We start from the raw sequence: 20,910 nt of genomic DNA, 5'->3' as shown, positions 1-20,910 counted from the left end.
GTTTCTGGATTTATGAACCGCCGCACCTTCCGCGACATCCACGGCATCCTGCTGCTCGACAAGCCGCTCGGCCTCAGCTCCAACCAGGCCTTGCAGACGGCGCGCCGTCTCGTGGGCGCCGCCAAGGGCGGCCACACCGGCAGTCTCGACCCGCTGGCTAGCGGCCTGCTGCCGCTGTGCTTTGGCGAGGCCACCAAGATCGCCGGCTGGCTGCTTGGCTCGCGCAAGGCCTACGAGGCTGAAGTGCGACTGGGCGTCACCACCACCACCGCCGATCTCGAAGGCGATGTGGTCGAGACTAAGGCTGTGCCTGAGCTGGACGACGCCACCGTCGAGGCGGCGCTGGCGCCGCTGCGTGGCCATATCGTCCAGATTCCCCCGGCCTACTCGGCGATCAAGCAGGACGGCGTGCCGCTCTACGTCCGCGCCCGGCGCGGCGAGGCCGTGGACGTGCCGGCCCGCGAGGTCGATGTCTACCGCCTTGAGGTACTGGGCAGGGAAGGGGATACGGTTCGTCTCCTCGTGGAGTGCGGTTCGGGCACCTATGTGCGCAGCCTCGCCGTGGATTTCGGCGCGAACCTGGGCTGCGGTGCCCACCTGACCGGCCTTCGCCGGACCTGGGTCGAGCCGTTCATGGCGCCGGCGATGATCACCCTCGACCAGCTTAGGGAGGCCGCTGAAACCGGTCCCGATCCGCTCGATGCCTGCGTGCTGCCTGTCGAGGCGGGGTTGTCACATATTCCCCGGGTGGAACTTGACCCAGCCCAAAGTCGCGTGCTGGGCTTCGGCCAGCCGGTGCCGCTGACCGGCGTGGCCGCCGGGCGCTGCGGCGTCTGGGGTGCCGACGGACGCCTCATGGCACTGGGGGAAGTCGGGGAGAGTGGTATTCTGAAGGTTCTCAGGGGCTTCAATCTGCCCACGGAGTGACTGCACTTGTTGCCGCTACTCCCGGGACGTTACAATTACGTGCTCGTTTAACGGTTTTCATCAAAAGCGAGGCTTGCGCAACTTCATCGGGGGCCGTTGAGGTTGCTCAAGTCTCGCATCCGCTTTTAAGGAATCGATACACATGTCGCTCACTGTCGAACAGACCAGCCAGATCATCAAGGATTTCGGCCGCAAGGAAAACGACACCGGCTCGACCGAAGTCCAGGTCGCCCTGCTGTCCGCCAACATTACCGCGCTGCAGGATCACTTCCAGGCGCACAAGCAGGATCACCACTCGCGTCGTGGCCTGCTGAAGATGGTCAACAAGCGCAAGACGCTTCTTGCCTATCTGAAGAAGAGCGACTTCGCTCGCTATCAAGCCCTCATCGAACGCCTCGGCCTGCGTCGCTAATCCAACGAAACAGGACGAGGAGAGATCTCAGTGGCGAAAGTAACCAAGTCATTCCAGTACGGTAGTCACGAAGTCACACTGGAGACGGGCGAAATCGCCCGGCAGGCCTCCGGTGCTGTCATGGTCAGCATGGGCGGCACCGTCGTCCTGGTGAGCGTGGTCGCAGCCCCCAAGGCACGCGACGGTCAGGACTTCTTCCCCCTCACGGTCGACTACACGGAGAAGTTCTACTCCGCCGGTCGCATCCCGGGTGGCTTCTTCAAGCGCGAAGGCCGCCCGACCGAGAAGGAGACGCTGACCTCGCGTCTCATCGATCGCCCGCTTCGTCCGCTGTTCCCGGAAGAGTTCCGCAACGAAGTGCAGGTCATCGCACAGGTCGTGTCGCTGAACCCGGAAGTCGACGGTGACATCCCGGCGCTGCTCGGCGCCTCGGCTGCCATGGCCCTTGCCGGCGTGCCCTTCAAGGGCCCCATCGGCGCCGCCCGCGTCGGTTACGCCAACGGTCAGTACCTGCTGAACCCGACGGCCACCGAGCTGAAGACCTCCGACCTCGACCTCGTCGTGGCCGGCACGGCCAACGCCGTGCTGATGGTGGAATCCGAAGCCAAGCTGCTCAGCGAAGACGTCATGCTCGGCGCCGTGGTCCACGGCCACCAGCAGATGCAGGCGGCGATCAACGCGATCAACGCCTTCGTCGCCGAAGCTGGTGCCAAGACCTTCAAGTGGGAAGCCCCGGCTCCGAAGACCGCGCTGTACGACGCCGTCAAGGCTGCCGTCGGCAACCGTTTCGCCGAAGCCTTCCAGATCCGCGACAAGCTGGCCCGTCGTGATGTCATCGGCGCGCTGAAGACCGACGTCAAGGCTGCCATCGCCGCCGACGCCGAAGCCAATGGCTGGACCGACGCCGACATCGGCGCCGCCTTCGGTGAAGTCGAATACCGCACCCTGCGTGACGGCGTGCTCGCCACCAAGGTCCGTATCGACGGTCGCCAGCTCGACGACGTCCGCCCGATCTCCGTCCGCGTCGGCGTCCTGCCGCGCACCCACGGTTCGGCGCTGTTCACCCGCGGCGAAACCCAGGCGCTGGTCATCGCCACGCTGGGCACCACCCGTGATTCGCAGATCATCGACGCGCCGGAAGGCGAGTCGAAGGACACCTTCCTGTTCCACTACAACTTCCCTCCGTTCTCGGTGGGTGAGACGGGTCGCTTCGGCGCCCCGAAGCGTCGCGAGATCGGCCACGGCCGCCTCGCCAAGCGTGGTGTGCAGGCCGTCAAGCCGACGATCGAAGAATTCCCGTACGTGGTCCGCGTCGTCTCGGAAATCACCGAGTCGAACGGTTCCTCGTCGATGGCTTCGGTCTGCGGCTCGTCGCTCGCGATGATGGACGCCGGCGTGCCGCTCAAGGCGCCGGTGGCTGGTATTGCCATGGGCCTGGTGAAGGAAGGCAACGACTTCGTCGTGCTCTCCGACATCCTGGGTGACGAAGACCACCTCGGCGACATGGACTTCAAGGTGGCCGGTAGCGCCGATGGCGTGTCCGCGCTGCAGATGGACATCAAGATCGACGGCATCACCGAAGAGATCATGCGCACGGCGCTGGCCCAGGCCAAGCGTGGTCGCCTGCACATCCTCGGCGAGATGGCCAAGGTCATGAGCACGGCCCGCTCGGAAATGTCCGAGTACGCACCGCGCCTGCTCACCATCAAGATCCACCCGGACAAGATCCGCGAAGTCATCGGCAAGGGCGGCGCCACCATCCGCTCGATCACCGAAGAGACCGGCACCACCATCGACATCACCGACGACGGCAACGTCGTGATCGCCTCGGTCAACCGCGAAGCCGCCGAAGCGGCCCGCAAGCGCATCGAGCAGATCGTTTCGGACGTCGAGCCGGGTCGCATCTACGAGGGTAAGGTCGCCAAGCTGATGGACTTCGGCGCGTTCGTCACCATCATGCCGGGCAAGGACGGCCTCGTGCACGTCTCGCAGATCTCCAGCGAGCGCGTCGAGAAGGTCTCCGACAAGCTGAAGGAAGGCGACATCGTCAAGGTCAAGGTCCTCGAAGTCGACAAGCAGGGCCGCATCCGCCTGTCGATGAAGGCCGTCACCGAAGAAGAAGGCGCCGCGGGCTGATTGATCGGTCTGTGGTGTAAAAAGCCCGGCATCGCAAGATGCCGGGCTTTTTTATGCCCGTCCCACCCATCACGGATCCCAGCCGTTGTAGGAGCGCGCCTCGCGCGCGACCGGTTGAAATGGAGAACCGCATCGCCCTGACCGGTCGCGCGCAAGGCGCGCTCCTACAGGTTCAGGCTGACGATGGAGATCGTGAACGAAATGGCCTTGTGCCGGTCGCGCGCAAGGCGCGCTCCTACAAGAGCGGGGCTGGCGAGGTACGATTAGGGTATGTCCGAAAAGACCAATGATTTCATCGACCAGTACCAGGCCCTTGTCCGCGACGGTGTGGAAGCCTGGTCGCGCCAGTTCGATCCCAAGGCCGAGCCGGTGACGCCGCCGTCGCCCGATATCGTCGGCCGCCTGTTCTCCGGGCTGGACGGCTACGGCGACTGGCTCCGTTCCATGATGAACGGCATGGCTCCCCCGTCGCCCTTCGGTGGGGCCGTGCCTCCCTTTGGTCAGCCCGGCGCTGGCGGAGTGCCACCGTTCGGCCCAACGGGCTCCGCCGGAACACCCTTCGACTTCGGTTTCGGCCCGCCGCCTGGCGCCCGACCGGGCACCGAACGCTTCGACGACTGGGCTCGCGTAGCCCGCGAAGTGTTGTCCCTGCCAGCCTTCGGCATCACCCGCGAACAGCAGGAAGAACAACAGGCCCTGCTGCGCGCCTGGATCGACTACGCCGAACAATACGGCCGCTACCAGACCCTGCTCCAGGGCGTACACGACCGCGCTTCCGAAGCACTGCGCCGCCAGCAGGCGCCGACGGATGCCGAGTCCATGCGCTCGCTGTACGACCGCTGGGTGAATCTCGCGGAAGAAACCTACGCCGAAGCCGCGCTATCGGCGGAATTTCGCGAAGTCTATGCCGCGCTGGTGAACGCCCAGATGCGCCTGAAGCTGCTTCAGCAGCGACAGATCGAGCGTTTCTCCGCGCAGGCAGGCATGCCCACCCGCAAGGAAGTGGACAGCCTCGGCGAGCGTCTTCAGGCCATGCGTCGCGAGCTGCGCCACATGCAGGGTCTGGCTGCGGAAGTCCAGTCGCTGAAGGCGGAAATCGCCACGCTGAAGGGCGCACCGAAGAAAACCACTCGGTCCCGCCCCCGATGACGGACTCGCCGTTCCATATCGATCCGGAGCGCGCCCGTGCCGAAATGGACGCCTTCCGCCGCAAGCTCGAAGCCGGCATGGAAACGCTGCGGCATGTCGGGCCGGTGGAGCTGGGCTCGACACCACGCGAAGCCGTCTATCGCGAAGACAAGCTCACGCTCTGGCACTTCAAGGGCGCCGACAAGCCGACCGCGAAGGTGCCGCTGCTGATCTGCTATGCGCTGGTCAACACGCCGTGGATGGTCGACCTGCAGGAAGACCGTTCGATGGTGCGCAACCTGCTGGCGCAGGGCGAAGACGTGTACCTCATGGACTGGGGCTACCCGGATGGCGCCGACCGCTGGCTGACCCTGGAAGACTATATCGACGGTTATCTCGATCGCTGCGTGGACGAAGTGGCCCGTCGCCACGGCGTCGATGCCGTGAACCTGCTTGGCATCTGCCAGGGCGGTGTGTTCTCGCTGTGCTACTCGGCACTGCATCCGGAAAAGGTACGCAATCTCGTCACCATGGTGACGCCGGTGGACTTCCATACGCCGGACAACATGCTGTCGCACTGGGCCCGCAACGTCGACATCGATCTTTTCGTCGACACCGTGGGCAATGTGCCTGCCGACCTGATGAACTTCGCGTACCTCACGTTGAAGCCGCTACGCTTGAACCAGCAGAAATACGTCGGGCTGGTCGACATTCTCGACAACCCGAAGGAGCTGGAAAACTTCCTGCGCATGGAAAAGTGGATCTTCGACTCACCCGACCAGGCCGGCGAGACATTCCGTCAGTTCGCGCGCGATTTCTTCCAGAAGAACCTGCTGATGCAAGGTAGGGTACAGATCGGCAGCCACACGGTGGACCTGCGCAAGGTGACCCAGCCGGTGCTGAACGTCTACGCCGAGCAGGATCACCTGGTGCCGCCGGCCGCTTCCACGCCGATGCGCGATGTCATCGGCAGCAAGGATTACACCGCGCTGGCGTTTCCAGGCGGTCATATCGGCATCTATGTGTCCGGGCGCGCGCAGAAACTGGTGCCTCCGGCCATCCACGAGTGGCTGGACAAAAGGTAGGGGCAGCATGGTCGTACGTTGGTCCAAACTGGCGATGGTGCTCGCACTTGCAGCCTTCGCCCTGGTCGTCGCCTTCGACAACCTGATCGACTACGGCTCCAACTTCGCCTTCGTGCAGCATGTGCTGTCCATGGACACCACGTTCCCCGGCAATGCGCTGATGGGGCGTGCGATCACCTTGCCGCTGGCCTGGCATGCGGGCTACATCGCGATCATCGCCGGCGAGGCGCTCACGGCCGGCCTGCTGGTGCTCGGTGCCATCGAGCTGTTCCTCGCACGCCACCAGTCGGCCGCCACGTTCCAGCGCGCCAAGCGCTTCGTGGTGGCGGGCTGCACCGTGGGCTTCCTCGTGTGGTTTTTCGGCTTCATGGTCGTCGGCGGCGAATGGTTCGCCATGTGGCAGTCGAAGACATGGAACGGTCAGGAAGGCGCCTTCCGTTTCTACATGGCCCTGCTGGGCGTCCTGGTCTTCGTCAACCAGCCCGACCAGGATCAAAACCTCCTGTAGGAGCGCGCCTCGCGCGCGACCGGACCGGCGCGCTCCTACAGGGTAGGTGGAGGCATGCGATAATGGGCTGATGAACAACCACGCCTCCCACGACTCCATTCGCGCCGTGCAGTGGCACGGCGACCGCCTGCGCCTGCTCGACCAGCGCCGCCTCCCCGCCGAGGAACTCTGGTTCGACTGCCTGACCTACGACGACGTCACCCGCGCCATCCGTGACCTCGCCGTGCGCGGCGCGCCGGCCATCGGCATTGCGGCAGCCTGGGGCGTGGTGCTCGCAGCGAAAGCGGGCGACGACCTCGTGAAGGCACTTGCCGTCCTGCGTGCCGCACGGCCCACGGCGGTGAACCTGATGTGGGCGCTGGATCGCATGAAGTCGCGCATCGAGGCCGGTGCCGACGCAGACGCGCTGGAGCGTGAGGCGCAGGCCATCCAGGACGAAGACCTTGCTGCCAACCGTCATATGGGCGAACTGGGCGCGGCGCTGATCGAAGCGGGTTCGCACGTCATGACCCACTGCAATACCGGTTCGCTTGCCACCGCGGGCTATGGCACCGCACTGGGCGTGATCCGCGCCGGTGTCGAGGCCGGCCGCATCGAACACGTTTATGCCGGCGAAACGCGCCCCTGGCAGCAGGGTGCCCGCCTCACCATGTGGGAGCTGGTCCGCGACGGCATTCCCGCGAAGCTCATCGCCGATTCCGCCGCCTCGCACCTCATGAAGGACGGCAAGGTGAAGTGGGTCATCGTCGGTGCCGACCGCATTGCCGCCAACGGCGACACGGCCAACAAGATCGGCACCTACCAGCTCGCCATCGCTGCCCGCCATCACGGCGTAAAGTTCATGGTGGTGGCGCCGTCCACTACCGTGGACATGGCCACCGCGAACGGCGATGACATCGAGATCGAACTGCGCGACGCCACCGAACTGCTCTCCGTCGGCGGCACGCGCACCGTCATCGAAGGCGCCGATGCGTGGAACCCCGTGTTCGACGTAACCCCGGCCGAGCTGATCGACGCCATCGTCACCGAGCGCGGCGTGATCCTGAAGCCCGACGAAGAACAGATGCGGATCATGTTCCCGTGACGGCGCTCCGTCGCGAGCTGGCCCTTTTCGCCGTCGGTGGCGTGCTGGGTTTCGCGATCGATGGCGGCATCGCCCAGTCGCTTGTGCGGCTGGCCGACTGGAACGTCTACAGCGCCCGGGTCGTTTCCTTCCTGGCTGCCGCTACCTTCACCTGGTGGTGGAGCCGTCACCAGACCTTCGCGGATCGCGAATCCGGGCGTGACCAGCGCTCGGAATGGCTGCACTGGATGGGCCTGATGCTCGTCGGCGCAGCGATCAACAACGGCACCTACGTGCTTGCGATCTACCTCTTTCCCGTGCTGCACGCATGGCCGATCGTGGCCGTGGCGGCAGGTTCGGTCGCAGGCGCGGCAGCCAACTTCGTGCTCGCCCGCGCGCTGCTTTTCAATGCCCCCAAAACCGAAGTTTAAGTCGCTGATTTTACGGGGTTTTTAGCTGTCTTTTTGACGGCTTCTATGGTATGATTGTTGGGTTGGGTCGACCGCGCCGCGACACCGTGGCTGCATGCGGTCGGCGGGGGCATTTTCACGGATTTTCCAGGAAGCCGATTGATGGCAGAACTCGCCAAAGAAGTCATCCGCGTCAACATCGAAGACGAGATGCGTCAGAGCTATCTCGACTACGCGATGAGCGTCATCGTCGGGCGTGCGCTGCCCGATGTCCGTGACGGCCTGAAGCCGGTGCACCGACGCGTACTGTTCGCGATGAACGAGCTGGGCAATGCCTGGAACAAGCCGTACAAGAAGTCGGCGCGCGTGGTCGGTGACGTCATCGGTAAATACCACCCGCACGGCGATGCCTCGGTCTACGACACCATCGTCCGCATGGCCCAGCCGTTCTCGCTGCGCTACATGCTGGTTGACGGCCAGGGCAACTTCGGTTCGGTAGACGGCGACAACGCCGCGGCCATGCGATACACCGAGGTGCGCATGGCGCGCCTTACGCATGAGCTGCTGGCGGATATCGACAAGGAAACCGTCGATTTCGGCCCCAACTACGACGAAAGCGAAAGCGAGCCGCTGGTGCTTCCCACCCGCGTGCCGAACCTGCTCGTCAATGGTTCGGCCGGTATCGCGGTGGGCATGGCGACGAACATCCCGCCGCACAACATGACCGAGGTCATCAACGCCACGCTGGCGCTCATCGAAGATCCTTCGCTGAGCATCGACGACCTCATGACCCACATCCCGGGTCCGGATTTCCCCACCGCCGGCATCATCAACGGCTCGTCGGGCATCATCGAGGCCTACCGCACCGGTCGTGGCCGCATCCTCGTGCGCGCGCGCACCGAGATCGAAACCGAAGCCAATGGCCGCGAGACGATCCTCGTCCACGAGCTGCCCTACCAGGTGAACAAGGCGCGTCTGATCGAGAAGATCGCCGAGCTGGTGAAGGAAAAGAAACTCGAAGGCATCAGCGAACTGCGCGACGAGTCCGACAAGGACGGCATGCGCGTGGTCATCGAGATCCGCCGCGATGCCATGGCCGACGTGGTGCTCAACAACCTGTTCCAGCAGACCCAGCTGCAGGTCACCTTCGGCATCAACATGGTGGCGCTGCTCGACGGCCAGCCGAAGCTGCTGAACCTCAAGGACATCCTCGAGGCGTTCATCCGCCATCGTCGCGAGGTGGTCACCCGTCGCACCATCTTCGAACTGCGCAAGGCCCGCCAGCGCGCGCATATCCTCGAAGGCCTCACGGTGGCGCTCGCCAACATCGACGAGATGATCGAGCTGATCCGCACGTCGAAGTCGTCGCAGGAAGCGCGCGAGCGCATGGTCGCCCGCAAGTGGGAGCCGGGCCTGGTCCGCTCCCTGCTGGCCGCCTCGGGTGCCGAATCCTCGCGTCCGGAAGACATGGACCCGCGTGACGGCCTCAGCGAGGCCGGCTACCAGCTCTCCGAAGCCCAGGCCACCGAAATCCTGCAGATGCGCCTGCATCGCCTGACCGGCCTGGAGCAGGAAAAACTCTCCGACGAATACCGCGAGATCCTCAAGGTCATCGGCGAGCTCATCGAGATCCTCGAAAACCCCACCCGCCTGCTCGAAGTCATTCGCGAAGAGCTCGAACAGATCCGCACCGACTACGGCGATGCGCGTCGCACCGAGATCCAGCACTCGCAGGAAGACCTCAACGTCCTCGACCTGATCGCGCCGGAAGATGTCGTGGTCACGCTGTCGCACACGGGTTACGTGAAGCGCCAGCCGGCCAGCCTGTATCGTGCGCAGCGACGTGGCGGCAAGGGTCGTTCGGCTTCGGCACTGAAGGACGAAGATGTCGTGCAGCAGCTGTGGGTGGTGAACACCCACGACACGCTGCTCACCTTCACCAGCACCGGTCGCGTGTACTGGCTCAAGGTGTACCAGATGCCGGAAGCCGGTCCGGGCGCGCGCGGCAAGCCCATCGTCAACCTCCTGCCGCTGGGCGAGGGCGAGAAGGTGCAGGCCTTGCTGCCGGTGCGTGAATACGATCCGGAGCACTTCGTGTTCTTTGCTACCCGCAACGGCACGGTGAAGAAGACGCCGCTCACGGAGTTCGCGTTCCAGCTGCAGAAGGGCAAGGCCGCCATCAACCTCGACGAGGGCGATGCGCTGGTGAATGTCGCCATGACCGACGGCAATAGCGATGTGCTGCTGTTTGCATCCAACGGCAAGTCGGTGCGCTTCGATGAAGACACCGTGCGCTCGATGGGTCGTACGGCCACCGGTGTGCGCGGCATGCGTCTTTCCGACGACGCCGAAGTGGTGTCGCTCATCGTCGCCAGGGGTGAGGGCGATATCCTCACTGCCACCGAGCGTGGCTACGGCAAGCGCACGGTGCTCGACGAGTTCCCGAAGAAGGGCCGAGGCACGCAGGGCGTCATTGCCATCCAGTGCTCCGAGCGCAACGGCAAGCTCGTGGCTGCCACCCAGGTCACCGAAACCCAGCAGCTGATGCTGATTTCCGACCAGGGCACGCTGGTGCGCACCCGCGTATCGGAAGTGGCCCAGGTGGGTCGTAACACGCAGGGCGTCACGCTGATCAAGCTACCCAAGGACGAAACCCTCATCGGTGTCGTTCGCCTGGAAGCCGAGGAAGAGATCGAGGACGGCGACATCGAAACGCCAGTCGGTGATGTCCCCGCCGACCTGCCGCCGACGGAATCCGGCCCGGTCGATGGCGACACGGAATCCCCGGAAGCCTGATAAAAAACCCGCCGAAAGGCGGGTTTTTTCATGTAGGAGCGCGCCTCGCGCGCGACCGGTCTGGAACGGTGAGCACATCGCTTCGCGCCGGTCGCGCGCAAGGCGCGCTCCTACAGGTCAGGCGCAACCCATGGCGGATAGGGAGTCGCACGGGAGCCACATCCATGTAGGAGGGTGCCTTGCTCAGGCGTCGACGGCTTCCAGCATGGCCTCGGCCGCGCTCACCCGGAACTCGCCCGGCGCCTCGACGTTCAGCACCTTCACCACGCCATCGACGATATACATGGCAAAGCGCTTCGCACGAATGCCCATGCCGTTCTTCGTGCCATCCAGCTCCAGGCCCAGCGCACGCGTGAAGTCCGCATTGCCATCGGCAAGCAGATGCATGGCCTCGGGAATGCCACGCTCCTTGCCCCATGCATGCATCACGAACGCATCGTTGACCGACAGGCAGTAGACCTTCACGCCGCGCTGGGTGAAGTCATCCATGTGCTGCACATAGCCCGGAAGGTGCTTGTTCGAACACGTGGGCGTGAACGCCCCCGGCACCGCAAACAACACAACCTTGCCCTTGCCGAGTTCCTCGGTGCTGGACACATCCTGCGGGGCGTCTTTGTAGACTTTCATCGTGGCTTCGGGAATGCGGTCACCAACGGCGATGGTCATGACAATGCTCTCGTGGGGGAAACCGCGGAGTGTACGGGAGGGCCGTTAAGCTGAAGCGATGGCAACCGGATCGATAGCCCCCTTGAATCGCCGTCCGTCGCTCATATCTTTCTCCCCAGACGGCCGCGGGGCCGGAAAACTTCTTTGGAGTCAAACAGATGAATCAGCTTCGTCATGTCGCTTTCCGTCGTTCGCCGGCCGTGGGTGCAGACCTTCGTCATGTGTTCGATCACTTCTTCGGCAGCGATGCCGCCGCACCGGTGGCCGCGACGGAATCCGCCTGGGCGCCGCGTATCGACATTCGTGAAGAGGCCGGGCGCTTCCTGATCCTGGCCGACGTACCGGGCGTGGACCTCGCCGACATCGAGATCCAGATGGACAAGAACGTGCTCAGCATCAAGGGCGAACGCAAGGCCTATACGAGCGAGACCGAAGGCAAGTACGCTCGCGTGGAGCGCGTGGCTGGCGCCTTCAAGCGTAGCTTTACGCTGCCGGACAGCGCCGATGCCGAAGGCATCACCGCATCGGGTCGCAATGGCGTGCTTGAAATCGCCATTCCGAAGAAGGCCGAAAGCGCGCCGCGTCGCATTGCGATCAACGCCGCGGGCTGATTCGGTCTAAGCTTGCACCCCTGGCCCGCGGTGGATTGGTCCACCGCGGGTCTTTCGTTTTTGGTTTTTCGACACAAGCCCGGGAGAGCCTGTGGAGTTCAAGGATTATTACGAGACCCTCGGGGTCAAGCCCGACGCCAGCGACGCCGACATCAAGGCGGCGTATCGCAAGCTTGCCCGCAAATACCATCCGGACAAGAACAAGGAGCCGGGTGCGGAAGAGAAGTTCAAGGCCATCAACGAGGCCAACGAAGCGCTGAAAGACCCTGAAAAGCGGCGCGCCTACGACCAGTTCCGCGCTGGCGGCTATCGACAGGGCGAGCAGTTCCGTCCGCCGCCGGGATGGGGGCAGGGTGGTGGCTTCGACTTCGGCGACATGGGTGGCCGTGGCAACGGCGATTTCAGCGACTTCTTCGAAAGCCTGTTCGGCGGCCGTGGTCGCGGCCAGCAGCAGACGCAGGCGCGGCGTGGCCGCGACATCCAGGCGAAGATCGAAACCGACTTGCAGACGGCCTACAACGGCGGCAAGACGCGCGTGGTGCTCAACGATTCGTCGGGTGGTGAGCGCGTGCTGGAGGTGAAGATCCCTGCCGGCATCGCTTCGGGACAGACCATCCGCCTGAGTGGCCAGGGTCATCCGGGAGCCGGCGGTGGCCCGTCGGGCGACCTGCTGCTGGAAATCGCCATCCGCGACGACGCGCGCTTCCGGCTGGAAGGCCGCACGGTGACGCACATCCTGCCGATTTCCCCCTGGGAAGCCGCGCTGGGCGCCACGGTGCCCGTGCCGACGCTGGGTGGGCATGTGGACCTGCGCATTCCGGCAGGCTCGCAGTCAGGCCGCAAACTGCGCCTGAAGGGCCGTGGCCTGCCGGGTTCGGAGCCGGGCGACCAGATCGTGGTGCTGGAGATCCGCGTGCCGGTGCCGGAGACACATGAGGAACAGGCCGCGTACGCGGAGTTCCAGGATGCGTTCAAGGGCTTCGACCCGCGGCGCTAACCGAGCCGCGCTATGCGCGGATCGCCTATGCGATCGGCTGCACGGATGGCCATGCTCTTGTAGGAGCGCGCCTTGCGCGCGACCGGTTTTCGCGAAAAACAACATTTACGCCAACACCGGTCGCGCGCAAGGCACGCTCCTACATGGGGTGTCAGCCCGCAAGGCGCATGGCGCCCGGTATCACGCCGGCAGGTGCGCCTTCAGCGCAGCCACCAGCTCTTCCTCGCGAATCGGCTTGGTCACATAGGCCTTGGCGCCCTGGCGCAGGCCCCAGACCTTGTCGGTGTCCTGGTCCTTCGTGGTGACCAGGATGATGGGGATGTGCTTGGTGGTGTCTTCCTTGGCGATGGTGCGGGTCGCCTGGAAACCATTGAGGTTGGGCATGACCACGTCCATCAGGATGAGGTCGGGCAGCTCGCGCTTGGCGACCTCGACGCCTTGCGCGCCGTCTTCCGCCGTGATGGCCTCATGGCCCAGCTTTTCAACGATGCGCTTGATGCCCAGCAACTGCGACGGCGAATCGTCGACGATCAGGATACGAGCCATTCACTTTCCCCCGGGCCTGCTGCCCGATGTGTTCTTGTCTTTGGGCGCCGCGACGAAAACCCGTCACGTGATGCGCTTTCGGCGAGGCCATTCTACCGGCCACGGCCCGCGCCGCAATGTCGAAAATCTCCTAAGGGGCGATCCGCACGACGGTGCGGCCAAACGACTCGCCTGCCAGCATGCCCTCGAAAACGCCCGTAACCTGATCCAGAGCCACTTCCCGGGTGCAGATGGTGTCCAGGTGGCGGGGGCGCCATTCGCCTGCAAGGCGCTGCCAGACGTTCTCGCGCACATCGCGGGGGCTCCCGGCCGAGGCGATCCCCAGCAGGCTCACACCGCGCAGGATGAAGGGCAGGACGGTGGTAGCCAGCTCCGGACCGCCCGCGTTACCGCAAATGGCGGCGTTGCCGTAAGGCGCGATGAGCGGCAGCAGGCCGGCGAGTGTCTTGCCACCGACGTTGTCGAGCAGGCCGCCATAGCGCGACGAATCAAGTGGCTTGCCACTGAAGGCCAGCGCATGACGATCCAGGCAGGTGGTGGCACCGAGCTGGCGCAGGGTATCGAAGCGATCGTGCTTGCCGCTGATGGCATGCACTTCGTAACCGGCGCGGCTGAAGATATCGATGCCGAGCATGCCGACGCCACCCGTGGCGCCCGTGATGGCGATGGGGCCTTTTGCGGGCGTCTGGCGGTTGTCGGTCATGCGCAGCAGCGCCAGTGCAGCCGTATAGCCTGCGGTGCCGATGATCATGGCTTCGCGCGTGGTCAGCGAACCGGGCAGCGCGACCACGGCGGAGGCGGGCAGGCGCACGTACTCCGCATAGCCGCCATCCAGGGTTTCGGAGATGCCGCAGCCGGTGGCCAGCACCTTGTCGCCTTCGCGAAACGCGGGTGACGTGGATGCTGCCACGACACCCGCCACATCGATGCCACCGTTGAGCGGAAAGCGGCGGAGGATCTTCCCCTTGCCCGTACCGGCCAGCGCATCCTTGTAGTTCACCGACGACCACTGGGCCTGGATGACGACGTCGCCCGGCGTAAGCGCATCGAGCGTCATCGTCTCGATGCCGGCGCGATGGCCGGCGTCGTCGTTATGGATACGGAAGGCGCGGAACGATGGCATGGGAGACCTCACGACTGGCTGTCGATGCTGCTCGGCGTGATCCACTTGGGCGTGTACGTGGACTCGTAGTGCTTCATCCAGTCGAACAAGGCATCCATGCTTTCGCCGAACCACACCTGGTCGCGCTGGATCTTCCGCACGAAGCCTTCGTCCACCATGTGGTCCATGGCGGCGGCGAGGTGGCTATAGAAGCCGCGTACGTCGAGATAGGCGCAAGGGTAGGTGTGCAGGCCGAGCTGCGCCCAGGTCAGCATCTCGAACATCTCATCCATGGTGCCGAAGCCGCCGGGCAGGGCGACGAAGGCTTCCGAGAGTTCATACATGCGCGTCTTGCGCTGGTGCATGGTCTCGACGACATGGATCTCGGTAAGGCCCGGGTGTGCCACTTCTTTCTCGACCAGCTGGCGCGGGATCACGCCGATGACACGACCGCCGGCCGCGAGCACGGCATCGGCCACGGTGCCCATCAGGCCGACCTTGCCGCCACCGTAGACCAGGGCGATGCCTTCCTTCGCCAGGCGCGTGCCGAAGGCCGTCGCGACCTCCGTGTACTCCGGATGCGCGCCGCTGCTGGAGCCGCAGTAGACGCAGAGGGACTGGATGTTGCGCATAAACCCACCTCACGATGTTTGTGTAGGAGCGCGCCCTGCGCGCGACTGGTTTTCGCGAGAAACAACATGGACGCGAAAACCAGTCGCGCGCAGGGCGCGCTCCTACAGAAACGCCGCTGCGTACCGTAGAAACGACAAAGCCCGCCCATGCTTGCGCATGGACGGGCTTTTGCCAACAGGGCGATCAGTTGCCCTTGTGGATGGCGCGCTTGTCGACCGCGAGGGCCGCTTCGTGCACCACTTCCGACAGGGCCGGGTGAGCGTGGACGATGCGGGCGAGGTCTTCCGACGAGCCCTTGAACTCCATCGCCACCACGCACTCGTGGATCAGCTCGGAGACGACGGGGCCGACCATGTGCACGCCCAGCAGGCGGTCGGTTTCGGCGTGGGCAATCACCTTCACCAGGCCGATGCCTTCGTTCATCGCCACGGCGCGGCCGTTGACGGAGAACGGGAAGGAGCCGGTCTTGTAGGGGATGCCTTCTTCCTTGAGCTGTTCTTCGGTCTTGCCGACCCAGGAGATTTCCGGCTCGGTGTAGATGACCCAGGGCACGGTGTCGAGGTTGATATGGCCCGGCTTGCCGGCGATGAGCTCGGCCACCATGACGCCTTCCTCGGAACCCTTGTGGGCGAGCATCGGGCCGCGCACGGCGTCGCCCACGGCCCACACACCGTTCACGCCGGTGTAGTTGTGCTCGTCGACCACGATGCGGCCGCGCTCGTCGAGCTTCACGCCGGTGTCGTCGGCCAGCAGGCCGTCGGTGTAGGCGCGGCGGCCCACGGCCACCAGCAGCTTGTCGACCACGAAGCTCTGCTCGGCGCCGTCCTTGTCGGTGTACGACAGGTGCACTTCGTCGCCCTTGACCTCGGCCTTGGTGACCTTGGCGTTGACCTTGATATCCAGGCCCTGCTTGGCGAACTCGCGCGCGGCGACCTTGGCGATGTCCTGGTCGGCCACCTGGAGGAACTTCGGCAGGGCTTCGAGGATGGTGACCTCGGCGCCGAGGCGCTTCCACACGCTGCCCAGCTCCAGGCCGATGACGCCGGCGCCGATCACGCCCAGGCGCTTCGGCACCTCGGTGAGGTCGAGCGCGCCGGTGTTGTCGATGATGTGCTTGCCATCGAACCTGGCGAACGGCAGCTCGATGGGCACCGAGCCCGAGGCGAGGATGACGTTGGTGGCCGAGATGGTCTGCTTGCTGCCGTCGTTGCCGGTGACTTCGACGTCATTGCCCTTCAGCAGCTTGCCCTTGCCGAAGAACGAGGTGATCTTGTTCGCCTTGAACAGCTGGGCCACGCCGCCCGTGAACTGCTTGACGATCTTGTCCTTGCGGCCGATGAAGGTCGCGATGTCGATCTTCGGGTTCTCGGCGGTGATGCCGTGATCCTTGAAGTTGTGCGTGAGGTTGTGGAACTGCTTGGAGGAGTCCAGCAGCGCCTTGGAGGGGATGCAGCCCACGTTGAGGCAGGTGCCGCCCGGCGCGAACTTGCCGTCCTTGCCGACGAAGGCGTCGATGATGGCGGTCTTCAGGCCCAGCTGCGCGGCGCGGATCGCGGCCACATAGCCCGCGGGGCCTGCACCGATGACGATGACGTCGAACTTCTCGCTCATTAGCTTGCTCCGATCAAACGGCGGTAGGGACTACCGCTAAATATGGGGGCGGAACATGAAAACGGGAGTCTTTCGACTCCCGCCTTCACATAGGCCTTCAGGCGGCCATTACAGGCCGAGCAGCATGCGCTGCGGGTTTTCGAGCTGGTTCTTGATGTCGACCAGGAACAGCACGGCGTCGCGGCCGTCGATGATCCGGTGGTCGTACGACAGGGCCAGGTACATCATCGGAGCGGCGATCACCTGGCCGTTCTCGACGATCGGGCGCTCCTTGATCGTGTGCATGCCGAGGATGGCGCTCTGCGGCGGGTTCACGATGGGCGTGGAGAGCAGCGAACCGAAGGTGCCGCCATTGGTGATGGTGAAGGTGCCGCCCTGGAGGTCGTCCAGGCCGAGCTTGCCGTCACGGGCCTTCTTGGCATAACCGAGGATGCCCTTCTCGACGTCGGCGAACGACATGTCCTGCACGTCGCGCAGCACCGGCGTGACCAGGCCCTTGTCGGTGGACACGGCGATCGAGATGTCCTGGTAGCCGTGATAGATGATGTCGCTGCCATCGACCGAGGCGTTGATCACGGGGTAGCGCTTGAGCGCTTCGGTGGCGGCCTTCACGAAGAAGCTCATGAAGCCCAGCTTCACGCCGTTGGCCTTTTCGAACTGCTCGCCCAGGCTCTTGCGCAGCTTCACCACCTCGGCGAGGTTCACTTCGTTGAACGAGGTGAGCATCGCGATGGAGTTCTTCGACTGCATCAGGCGCTCGGCGATGCGGGTGCGGATGCGAGTCATCGGCACGCGCTCTTCCGGACGCGAACCCGGGGTGGGCCTGGCGGCGGGCGCGGCGGCAGCCGGGGCGGAACCACCCTTGGCGGCGTTGACCAGGTCTTCCTTGGTCACGCGGCCGTCGCGGCCGGTGCCGGCGACCTTGGACGGATCGATGTTTTCTTCCACGGCGACGCGACGGCCGGCCGGGGAGAGTTCGTCGACGCCCTTCGGGGCTTCCTTGGAGGTTTCGGCCTTCGGGGCTTCGGCAGCGGCCGGAGCGGCGGCCGGGGCCGGCGCAGCAGCGGCAGCGGCGCCTTCCTCGATCACGGCAATGACCTGGCTGCTGGTGACGGTGGAGCCTTCTTCGAACTTGATTTCCTTCAGCACGCCGTCGACCGGGGAGGGCACTTCGAGGACGACCTTGTCGGTTTCCAGATCGAGGAGGTTTTCGTCGCGCTTGACGGCGTCACCGGCCTTCTTGTGCCAGGTGGCGATGAGCGCGTCGGAGACCGACTCGGGCAGGACCGGTACTTTGACTTCGATGGACATGCTTGTCTTACTCCGCTGCGTGATCGGTGCCGACCGGCGCGACGAGCGCCTGTTCGACGAGCGCCGTCTGTTCGGCGATATGGGTATTGAGATGGCCCGCTGCCGGCGACGGCGAACGGTTGCGGCCAGCGTACGAGAGGCTCTGCTTCGAGTTGATGCAGGCCTGCAGATGGTGGCGGATCTGGAACCAGGCACCCTGGTTCATGGGTTCTTCCTGGCACCACACCACTTCCTTCGCGGCGGGGTACTTTTCGAGCTCGGCGGTGACTTCCGGACGCGGGAACGGGTAGAGCTGTTCCACGCGCACGATGGCCACGTCGTTGAGGCCACGCTTCTCGGCGTCTTCGAGCAGGTCGTAGTAGACCTTGCCCGAGCACAGCACGACGCGCTTGACCTTCTTGGCCGCCACGTCGCGGTGCTCGCCGATCACCAGCTGGAACTTGCCATTTGCCAGCTCGTCGAGCGTGGATACGGCCAGCTTGTGGCGCAGCAGCGACTTCGGCGTCATCACGATCAGCGGCTTGCGCACCGGGCGCACCTGCTGGCGGCGGATCATGTGGAAGGCCTGGGCCGGCGTGGTGGGCACGCAGACCTGCATGTTGTCGAGCGCGCACAGCTGCAGGAAGCGTTCGAGGCGGGCGGAGGAGTGCTCCGGACCCTGGCCTTCGTAGCCGTGCGGCAAGAAGAGCGAGAGGCCGCAGAGGCGGTCCCACTTGGCTTCGCCGGAGCTGATGAACTGGTCGATCACCACCTGGGCGCCGTTGGCGAAGTCGCCGAACTGGCCTTCCCAGATCGTGAGCTGGTCGGGCGACGTGGTGGCTTCGCCGTATTCGAAGGCCATGACGGCTTCTTCGGACAGCAGCGAGTCGATGACGTCGACGCGCGCGCCCTCGCGGACCTTCTGCAGCGGCATGTAGGTGTCGTCGCTGTTCTGGTCGTGCAGCACCGCGTGGCGATGGAAGAACGTGCCACGGCCGGCATCCTGGCCCACGACGCGCAGGTCGTTGCCTTCGGCGATGAGCGTGCCGTAGGCGAGGTTCTCGGCAAAGCCCCAGTCGCCCGGCAGCTCGCCCGAGGCCATCTTGCGACGGTCGTCGTAGATCTTGGCGACGCGCGCGTGCAGGGTGACGTTGGACGGGATGTCCAGCAGGGTGTCGAGCACCTTGCCCATCACTTCGCGGGACACGCCCGTGTTCACTTCCATCGACAGCTTGTTGCCCTGGAAGCGGGCCCAGTCGACGGCGATGTCACGCTGCGGGTTCGGATCGATGGCGATCAGCGAAGCGCCCTTTTCGAGGCGGCTGCGGTAATCGTCGAGCATCTTCTGGCCGTCGTCGGCACCGATGGTGGAATCCTTGACCAGCGCCTGCGCGTAGAGGTCGCGCGTGGTGGGGCGCTTGCGGATCACTTGGTACATGAGCGGCTGGGTGGCTGCCGGCTCGTCGGCCTCGTTGTGGCCGTGGCGACGGTAGCAGACGAGGTCGATGACGACGTCCTTCTTGAACTGCTTGCGGAATTCGTAGGCCAGTCGGGTGACCTGGATCACGGCTTCCGGATCGTCGCCGTTCACGTGGAAGACCGGCGCATTGACCATCTTGGCCAGGTCGGTGCAGTACAGCGTGGAACGGGAGTCTTCGCGCTTGGACGTGGTGAAGCCCACCTGGTTGTTGACCACCAGGTGCAGCGTGCCGCCGATGGCGAAGCCACGGGCCTGCGACATCTGCAGGAGCTCCATGTTGACGCCCTGGCCCGCGAAGGCGGCGTCGCCGTGGATCAGCACGGCCAGCGACTTCTCGCGGGCGGTGTCGCGGCGACGGCACTGGCGCGCATGCACCGAGCCGGCCACCACGGGGTTCACGATTTCCAGGTGCGACGGGTTGAAGGCCAGCGCCACGTGCACGCCGCCGTTCGGCGTCTTGACGTCGGCGGAGAAGCCCATGTGGTACTTCACGTCGCCGGTGTGGATCGGGCTGTCGTCGTGCTCGAACTTGCCCTCGAACTCGTTGAAGAGCTGCGCGGGAGCCTTGCCGAGGATGTTGACCAGCACGTTGAGGCGGCCACGGTGGGCCATGCCGATCACGACTTCCTTGACGCCGTTGTCGCCGGCGGCGCGGACGACGTCGTCGACCATCGGGATGAGGCTGTCGCCGCCTTCGAGCGAGAAGCGCTTCTGGCCGACGTACTTGGTGTGCAGGTAGCGCTCGAGGCCTTCGGCCGCGGTGAGCGCTTCGAGAACGCGCACCTTCTCGCTCTTCTGCAGGCCGGGATTGCCCGCGGCCTTTTCCAGGCGCGAGTAGATCCACGAGCGCTGCTCGTAGTCGGAGATGTACATGAACTCGGCACCGACGGTGCCGGCGTAGACCTTCTTGAGCGTGGCGAGCAGGTCGCGCAGCTTCACGCGCTTGCCGCCGCCGGCGAAGGTGCCTGCGTCGAACTCGGTGTCGAGGTCGGCGTCGGACAGGCCGTGGAAGGCGAGGCCGAGGTCCGGGGCGTCGAGATCCGGCTTGGTCAGGCCAAGCGGATCGAGCTGGGCGCCGAGGTGGCCGCGCGAGCGGTAAGCGGTGAGCAGGCGGAGCACGCCGGCCTGCTTTCGCGCGTAGGCGTCGTCGACCGGACCGGCCACGGCACCGCCGCTGCCACGGCGCTGTTTCTGCGCGGCCTCGATGCGGGCAATGGCGTCGGAGTGCGGAACATCGCCCGCCTCACGGCCCTTGAAGGACTTGAAATAGGCATCCCATTCGGCCGGGACAGAGCCGGAATCGGCCAGCCAGGCTTCGTAGACTTGCTCTACGTAATCGGCGTTGCCGCCGGCGAGTTGGGAGGATTCGGAAAACTCGCGGATCAGGTTTGCGCTCACGTCACCACCGGCACACGGAGAAGGGCGGGGTGTCGCGGAGGCATGTGGGGACGGCCCCCGCGGCACTAAGAATCCGTTAATTATAGCCCCGCCCTGCTGCGCCGCGCCAAC

The 20,910-nt window shown here is 64.9% G+C and carries 18 protein-coding genes; 11 read left to right on the top strand and 7 right to left on the bottom strand.

Features of this window, described 5'->3' with window-relative positions; translation table 11 throughout:
- The first annotated feature begins 12 nt into the window (after positions 1–12).
- The 9 genes from truB (at position 13) to gyrA (ending at position 10,465) form a co-directional block, all read left to right on the top strand.
- Positions 13–927: a tRNA pseudouridine(55) synthase TruB gene (truB, locus tag KR767_RS20920; protein WP_166947057.1), complete on the top strand. Its 915-nt coding sequence runs from the start codon at positions 13–15 to the stop codon at positions 925–927.
- A 142-nt stretch (positions 928–1,069) separates the two neighbouring features.
- Positions 1,070–1,339, top strand: a complete 270-nt coding sequence (gene rpsO / locus KR767_RS20915) for a 30S ribosomal protein S15 (protein ID WP_250877661.1) — start codon at positions 1,070–1,072, stop codon at positions 1,337–1,339.
- 30 nt (positions 1,340–1,369) lie between these two features.
- Positions 1,370–3,475: a polyribonucleotide nucleotidyltransferase gene (gene pnp, locus KR767_RS20910; protein WP_250877660.1), complete on the top strand. Its 2,106-nt coding sequence runs from the start codon at positions 1,370–1,372 to the stop codon at positions 3,473–3,475.
- 270 nt (positions 3,476–3,745) lie between these two features.
- Positions 3,746–4,624, top strand: a complete 879-nt coding sequence (locus KR767_RS20905; protein ID WP_250877659.1) for a poly(R)-hydroxyalkanoic acid synthase subunit PhaE — start codon at positions 3,746–3,748, stop codon at positions 4,622–4,624.
- Positions 4,621–5,688: a class III poly(R)-hydroxyalkanoic acid synthase subunit PhaC gene (locus tag KR767_RS20900; protein ID WP_250877658.1), complete on the top strand. Its 1,068-nt coding sequence runs from the start codon at positions 4,621–4,623 to the stop codon at positions 5,686–5,688. The genes KR767_RS20905 and KR767_RS20900 overlap by 4 nt, the downstream gene beginning before the upstream one ends.
- Before the next feature lie 7 nt (positions 5,689–5,695).
- Positions 5,696–6,196 carry a DUF2165 family protein gene (locus tag KR767_RS20895; protein WP_250877657.1) on the top strand — a complete coding sequence of 167 codons (501 nt, stop codon included), beginning with the start codon at positions 5,696–5,698 and terminating at the stop codon, positions 6,194–6,196.
- A gap of 70 nt (positions 6,197–6,266) precedes the next feature.
- Positions 6,267–7,280: an S-methyl-5-thioribose-1-phosphate isomerase gene (gene mtnA, locus KR767_RS20890; protein WP_166947051.1), complete on the top strand. Its 1,014-nt coding sequence runs from the start codon at positions 6,267–6,269 to the stop codon at positions 7,278–7,280.
- Positions 7,277–7,690, top strand: a complete 414-nt coding sequence (locus tag KR767_RS20885) for a GtrA family protein (protein ID WP_166947050.1) — start codon at positions 7,277–7,279, stop codon at positions 7,688–7,690. The genes mtnA and KR767_RS20885 overlap by 4 nt, the downstream gene beginning before the upstream one ends.
- Positions 7,691–7,831: 141 nt before the next feature.
- Positions 7,832–10,465, top strand: coding sequence for a DNA gyrase subunit A (gene gyrA / locus KR767_RS20880; RefSeq protein WP_250877656.1), 2,634 nt, complete (start codon positions 7,832–7,834; stop codon positions 10,463–10,465).
- 183 nt (positions 10,466–10,648) lie between these two features.
- Here gyrA and KR767_RS20875 read toward each other — a convergent pair whose 3' ends face one another.
- Entirely contained in the window at positions 10,649–11,131 is a 483-nt protein-coding gene (locus tag KR767_RS20875) for a peroxiredoxin (RefSeq protein ID WP_166947048.1), read from the bottom strand.
- Positions 11,132–11,289: 158 nt separating this feature from the next.
- On the opposite strand from KR767_RS20875, the gene KR767_RS20870 reads away from it, so the two are divergent.
- Positions 11,290–11,742 carry an Hsp20/alpha crystallin family protein gene (locus tag KR767_RS20870; RefSeq protein ID WP_250877655.1) on the top strand — a complete coding sequence of 151 codons (453 nt, stop codon included), beginning with the start codon at positions 11,290–11,292 and terminating at the stop codon, positions 11,740–11,742.
- Positions 11,743–11,833: 91 nt separating this feature from the next.
- On the top strand, positions 11,834–12,739 hold the full coding sequence (locus tag KR767_RS20865) for a DnaJ C-terminal domain-containing protein (RefSeq protein WP_250877654.1): 906 nt from the start codon (positions 11,834–11,836) through the stop codon (positions 12,737–12,739).
- A gap of 180 nt (positions 12,740–12,919) precedes the next feature.
- Here the strand turns inward: KR767_RS20865 and pilH are convergent, their stop codons facing one another.
- The 6 genes from pilH to KR767_RS20835 form a co-directional block, all read right to left on the bottom strand.
- Positions 12,920–13,285 (bottom strand): twitching motility response regulator PilH, encoded by a 366-nt coding sequence (pilH, locus tag KR767_RS20860; protein WP_166947045.1) that lies wholly within the window; start codon positions 13,283–13,285, stop codon positions 12,920–12,922.
- Between the two features lie 130 nt (positions 13,286–13,415).
- Complete coding sequence (locus KR767_RS20855) at positions 13,416–14,408, bottom strand: acrylyl-CoA reductase family protein (protein ID WP_250877653.1); 993 nt, start codon at positions 14,406–14,408, stop codon at positions 13,416–13,418.
- Between the two features lie 8 nt (positions 14,409–14,416).
- Positions 14,417–15,019 (bottom strand): LOG family protein, encoded by a 603-nt coding sequence (locus tag KR767_RS20850; RefSeq protein ID WP_166947043.1) that lies wholly within the window; start codon positions 15,017–15,019, stop codon positions 14,417–14,419.
- Between the two features lie 184 nt (positions 15,020–15,203).
- A complete protein-coding gene (lpdA, locus tag KR767_RS20845) occupies positions 15,204–16,631 on the bottom strand; it encodes a dihydrolipoyl dehydrogenase (RefSeq protein WP_250877652.1) in 1,428 nt (475 codons plus the stop codon).
- A 108-nt stretch (positions 16,632–16,739) separates the two neighbouring features.
- Positions 16,740–17,942, bottom strand: a complete 1,203-nt coding sequence (odhB, locus tag KR767_RS20840; RefSeq protein ID WP_250877651.1) for a 2-oxoglutarate dehydrogenase complex dihydrolipoyllysine-residue succinyltransferase — start codon at positions 17,940–17,942, stop codon at positions 16,740–16,742.
- Positions 17,943–17,949: 7 nt separating this feature from the next.
- The gene (locus KR767_RS20835; RefSeq protein ID WP_250877650.1) at positions 17,950–20,799 is read right to left on the bottom strand and encodes a 2-oxoglutarate dehydrogenase E1 component; all 2,850 of its coding nucleotides are present in this window, start codon (positions 20,797–20,799) and stop codon (positions 17,950–17,952) included.
- Positions 20,800–20,910 lie beyond the last annotated feature (111 nt).

Source organism: Luteibacter anthropi, assembly GCF_023699965.1.
In the GTDB taxonomy this organism is placed as follows: domain Bacteria; phylum Pseudomonadota; class Gammaproteobacteria; order Xanthomonadales; family Rhodanobacteraceae; genus Luteibacter; species Luteibacter anthropi.
This window is presented reverse-complemented; position numbering and strand designations above follow the sequence as displayed.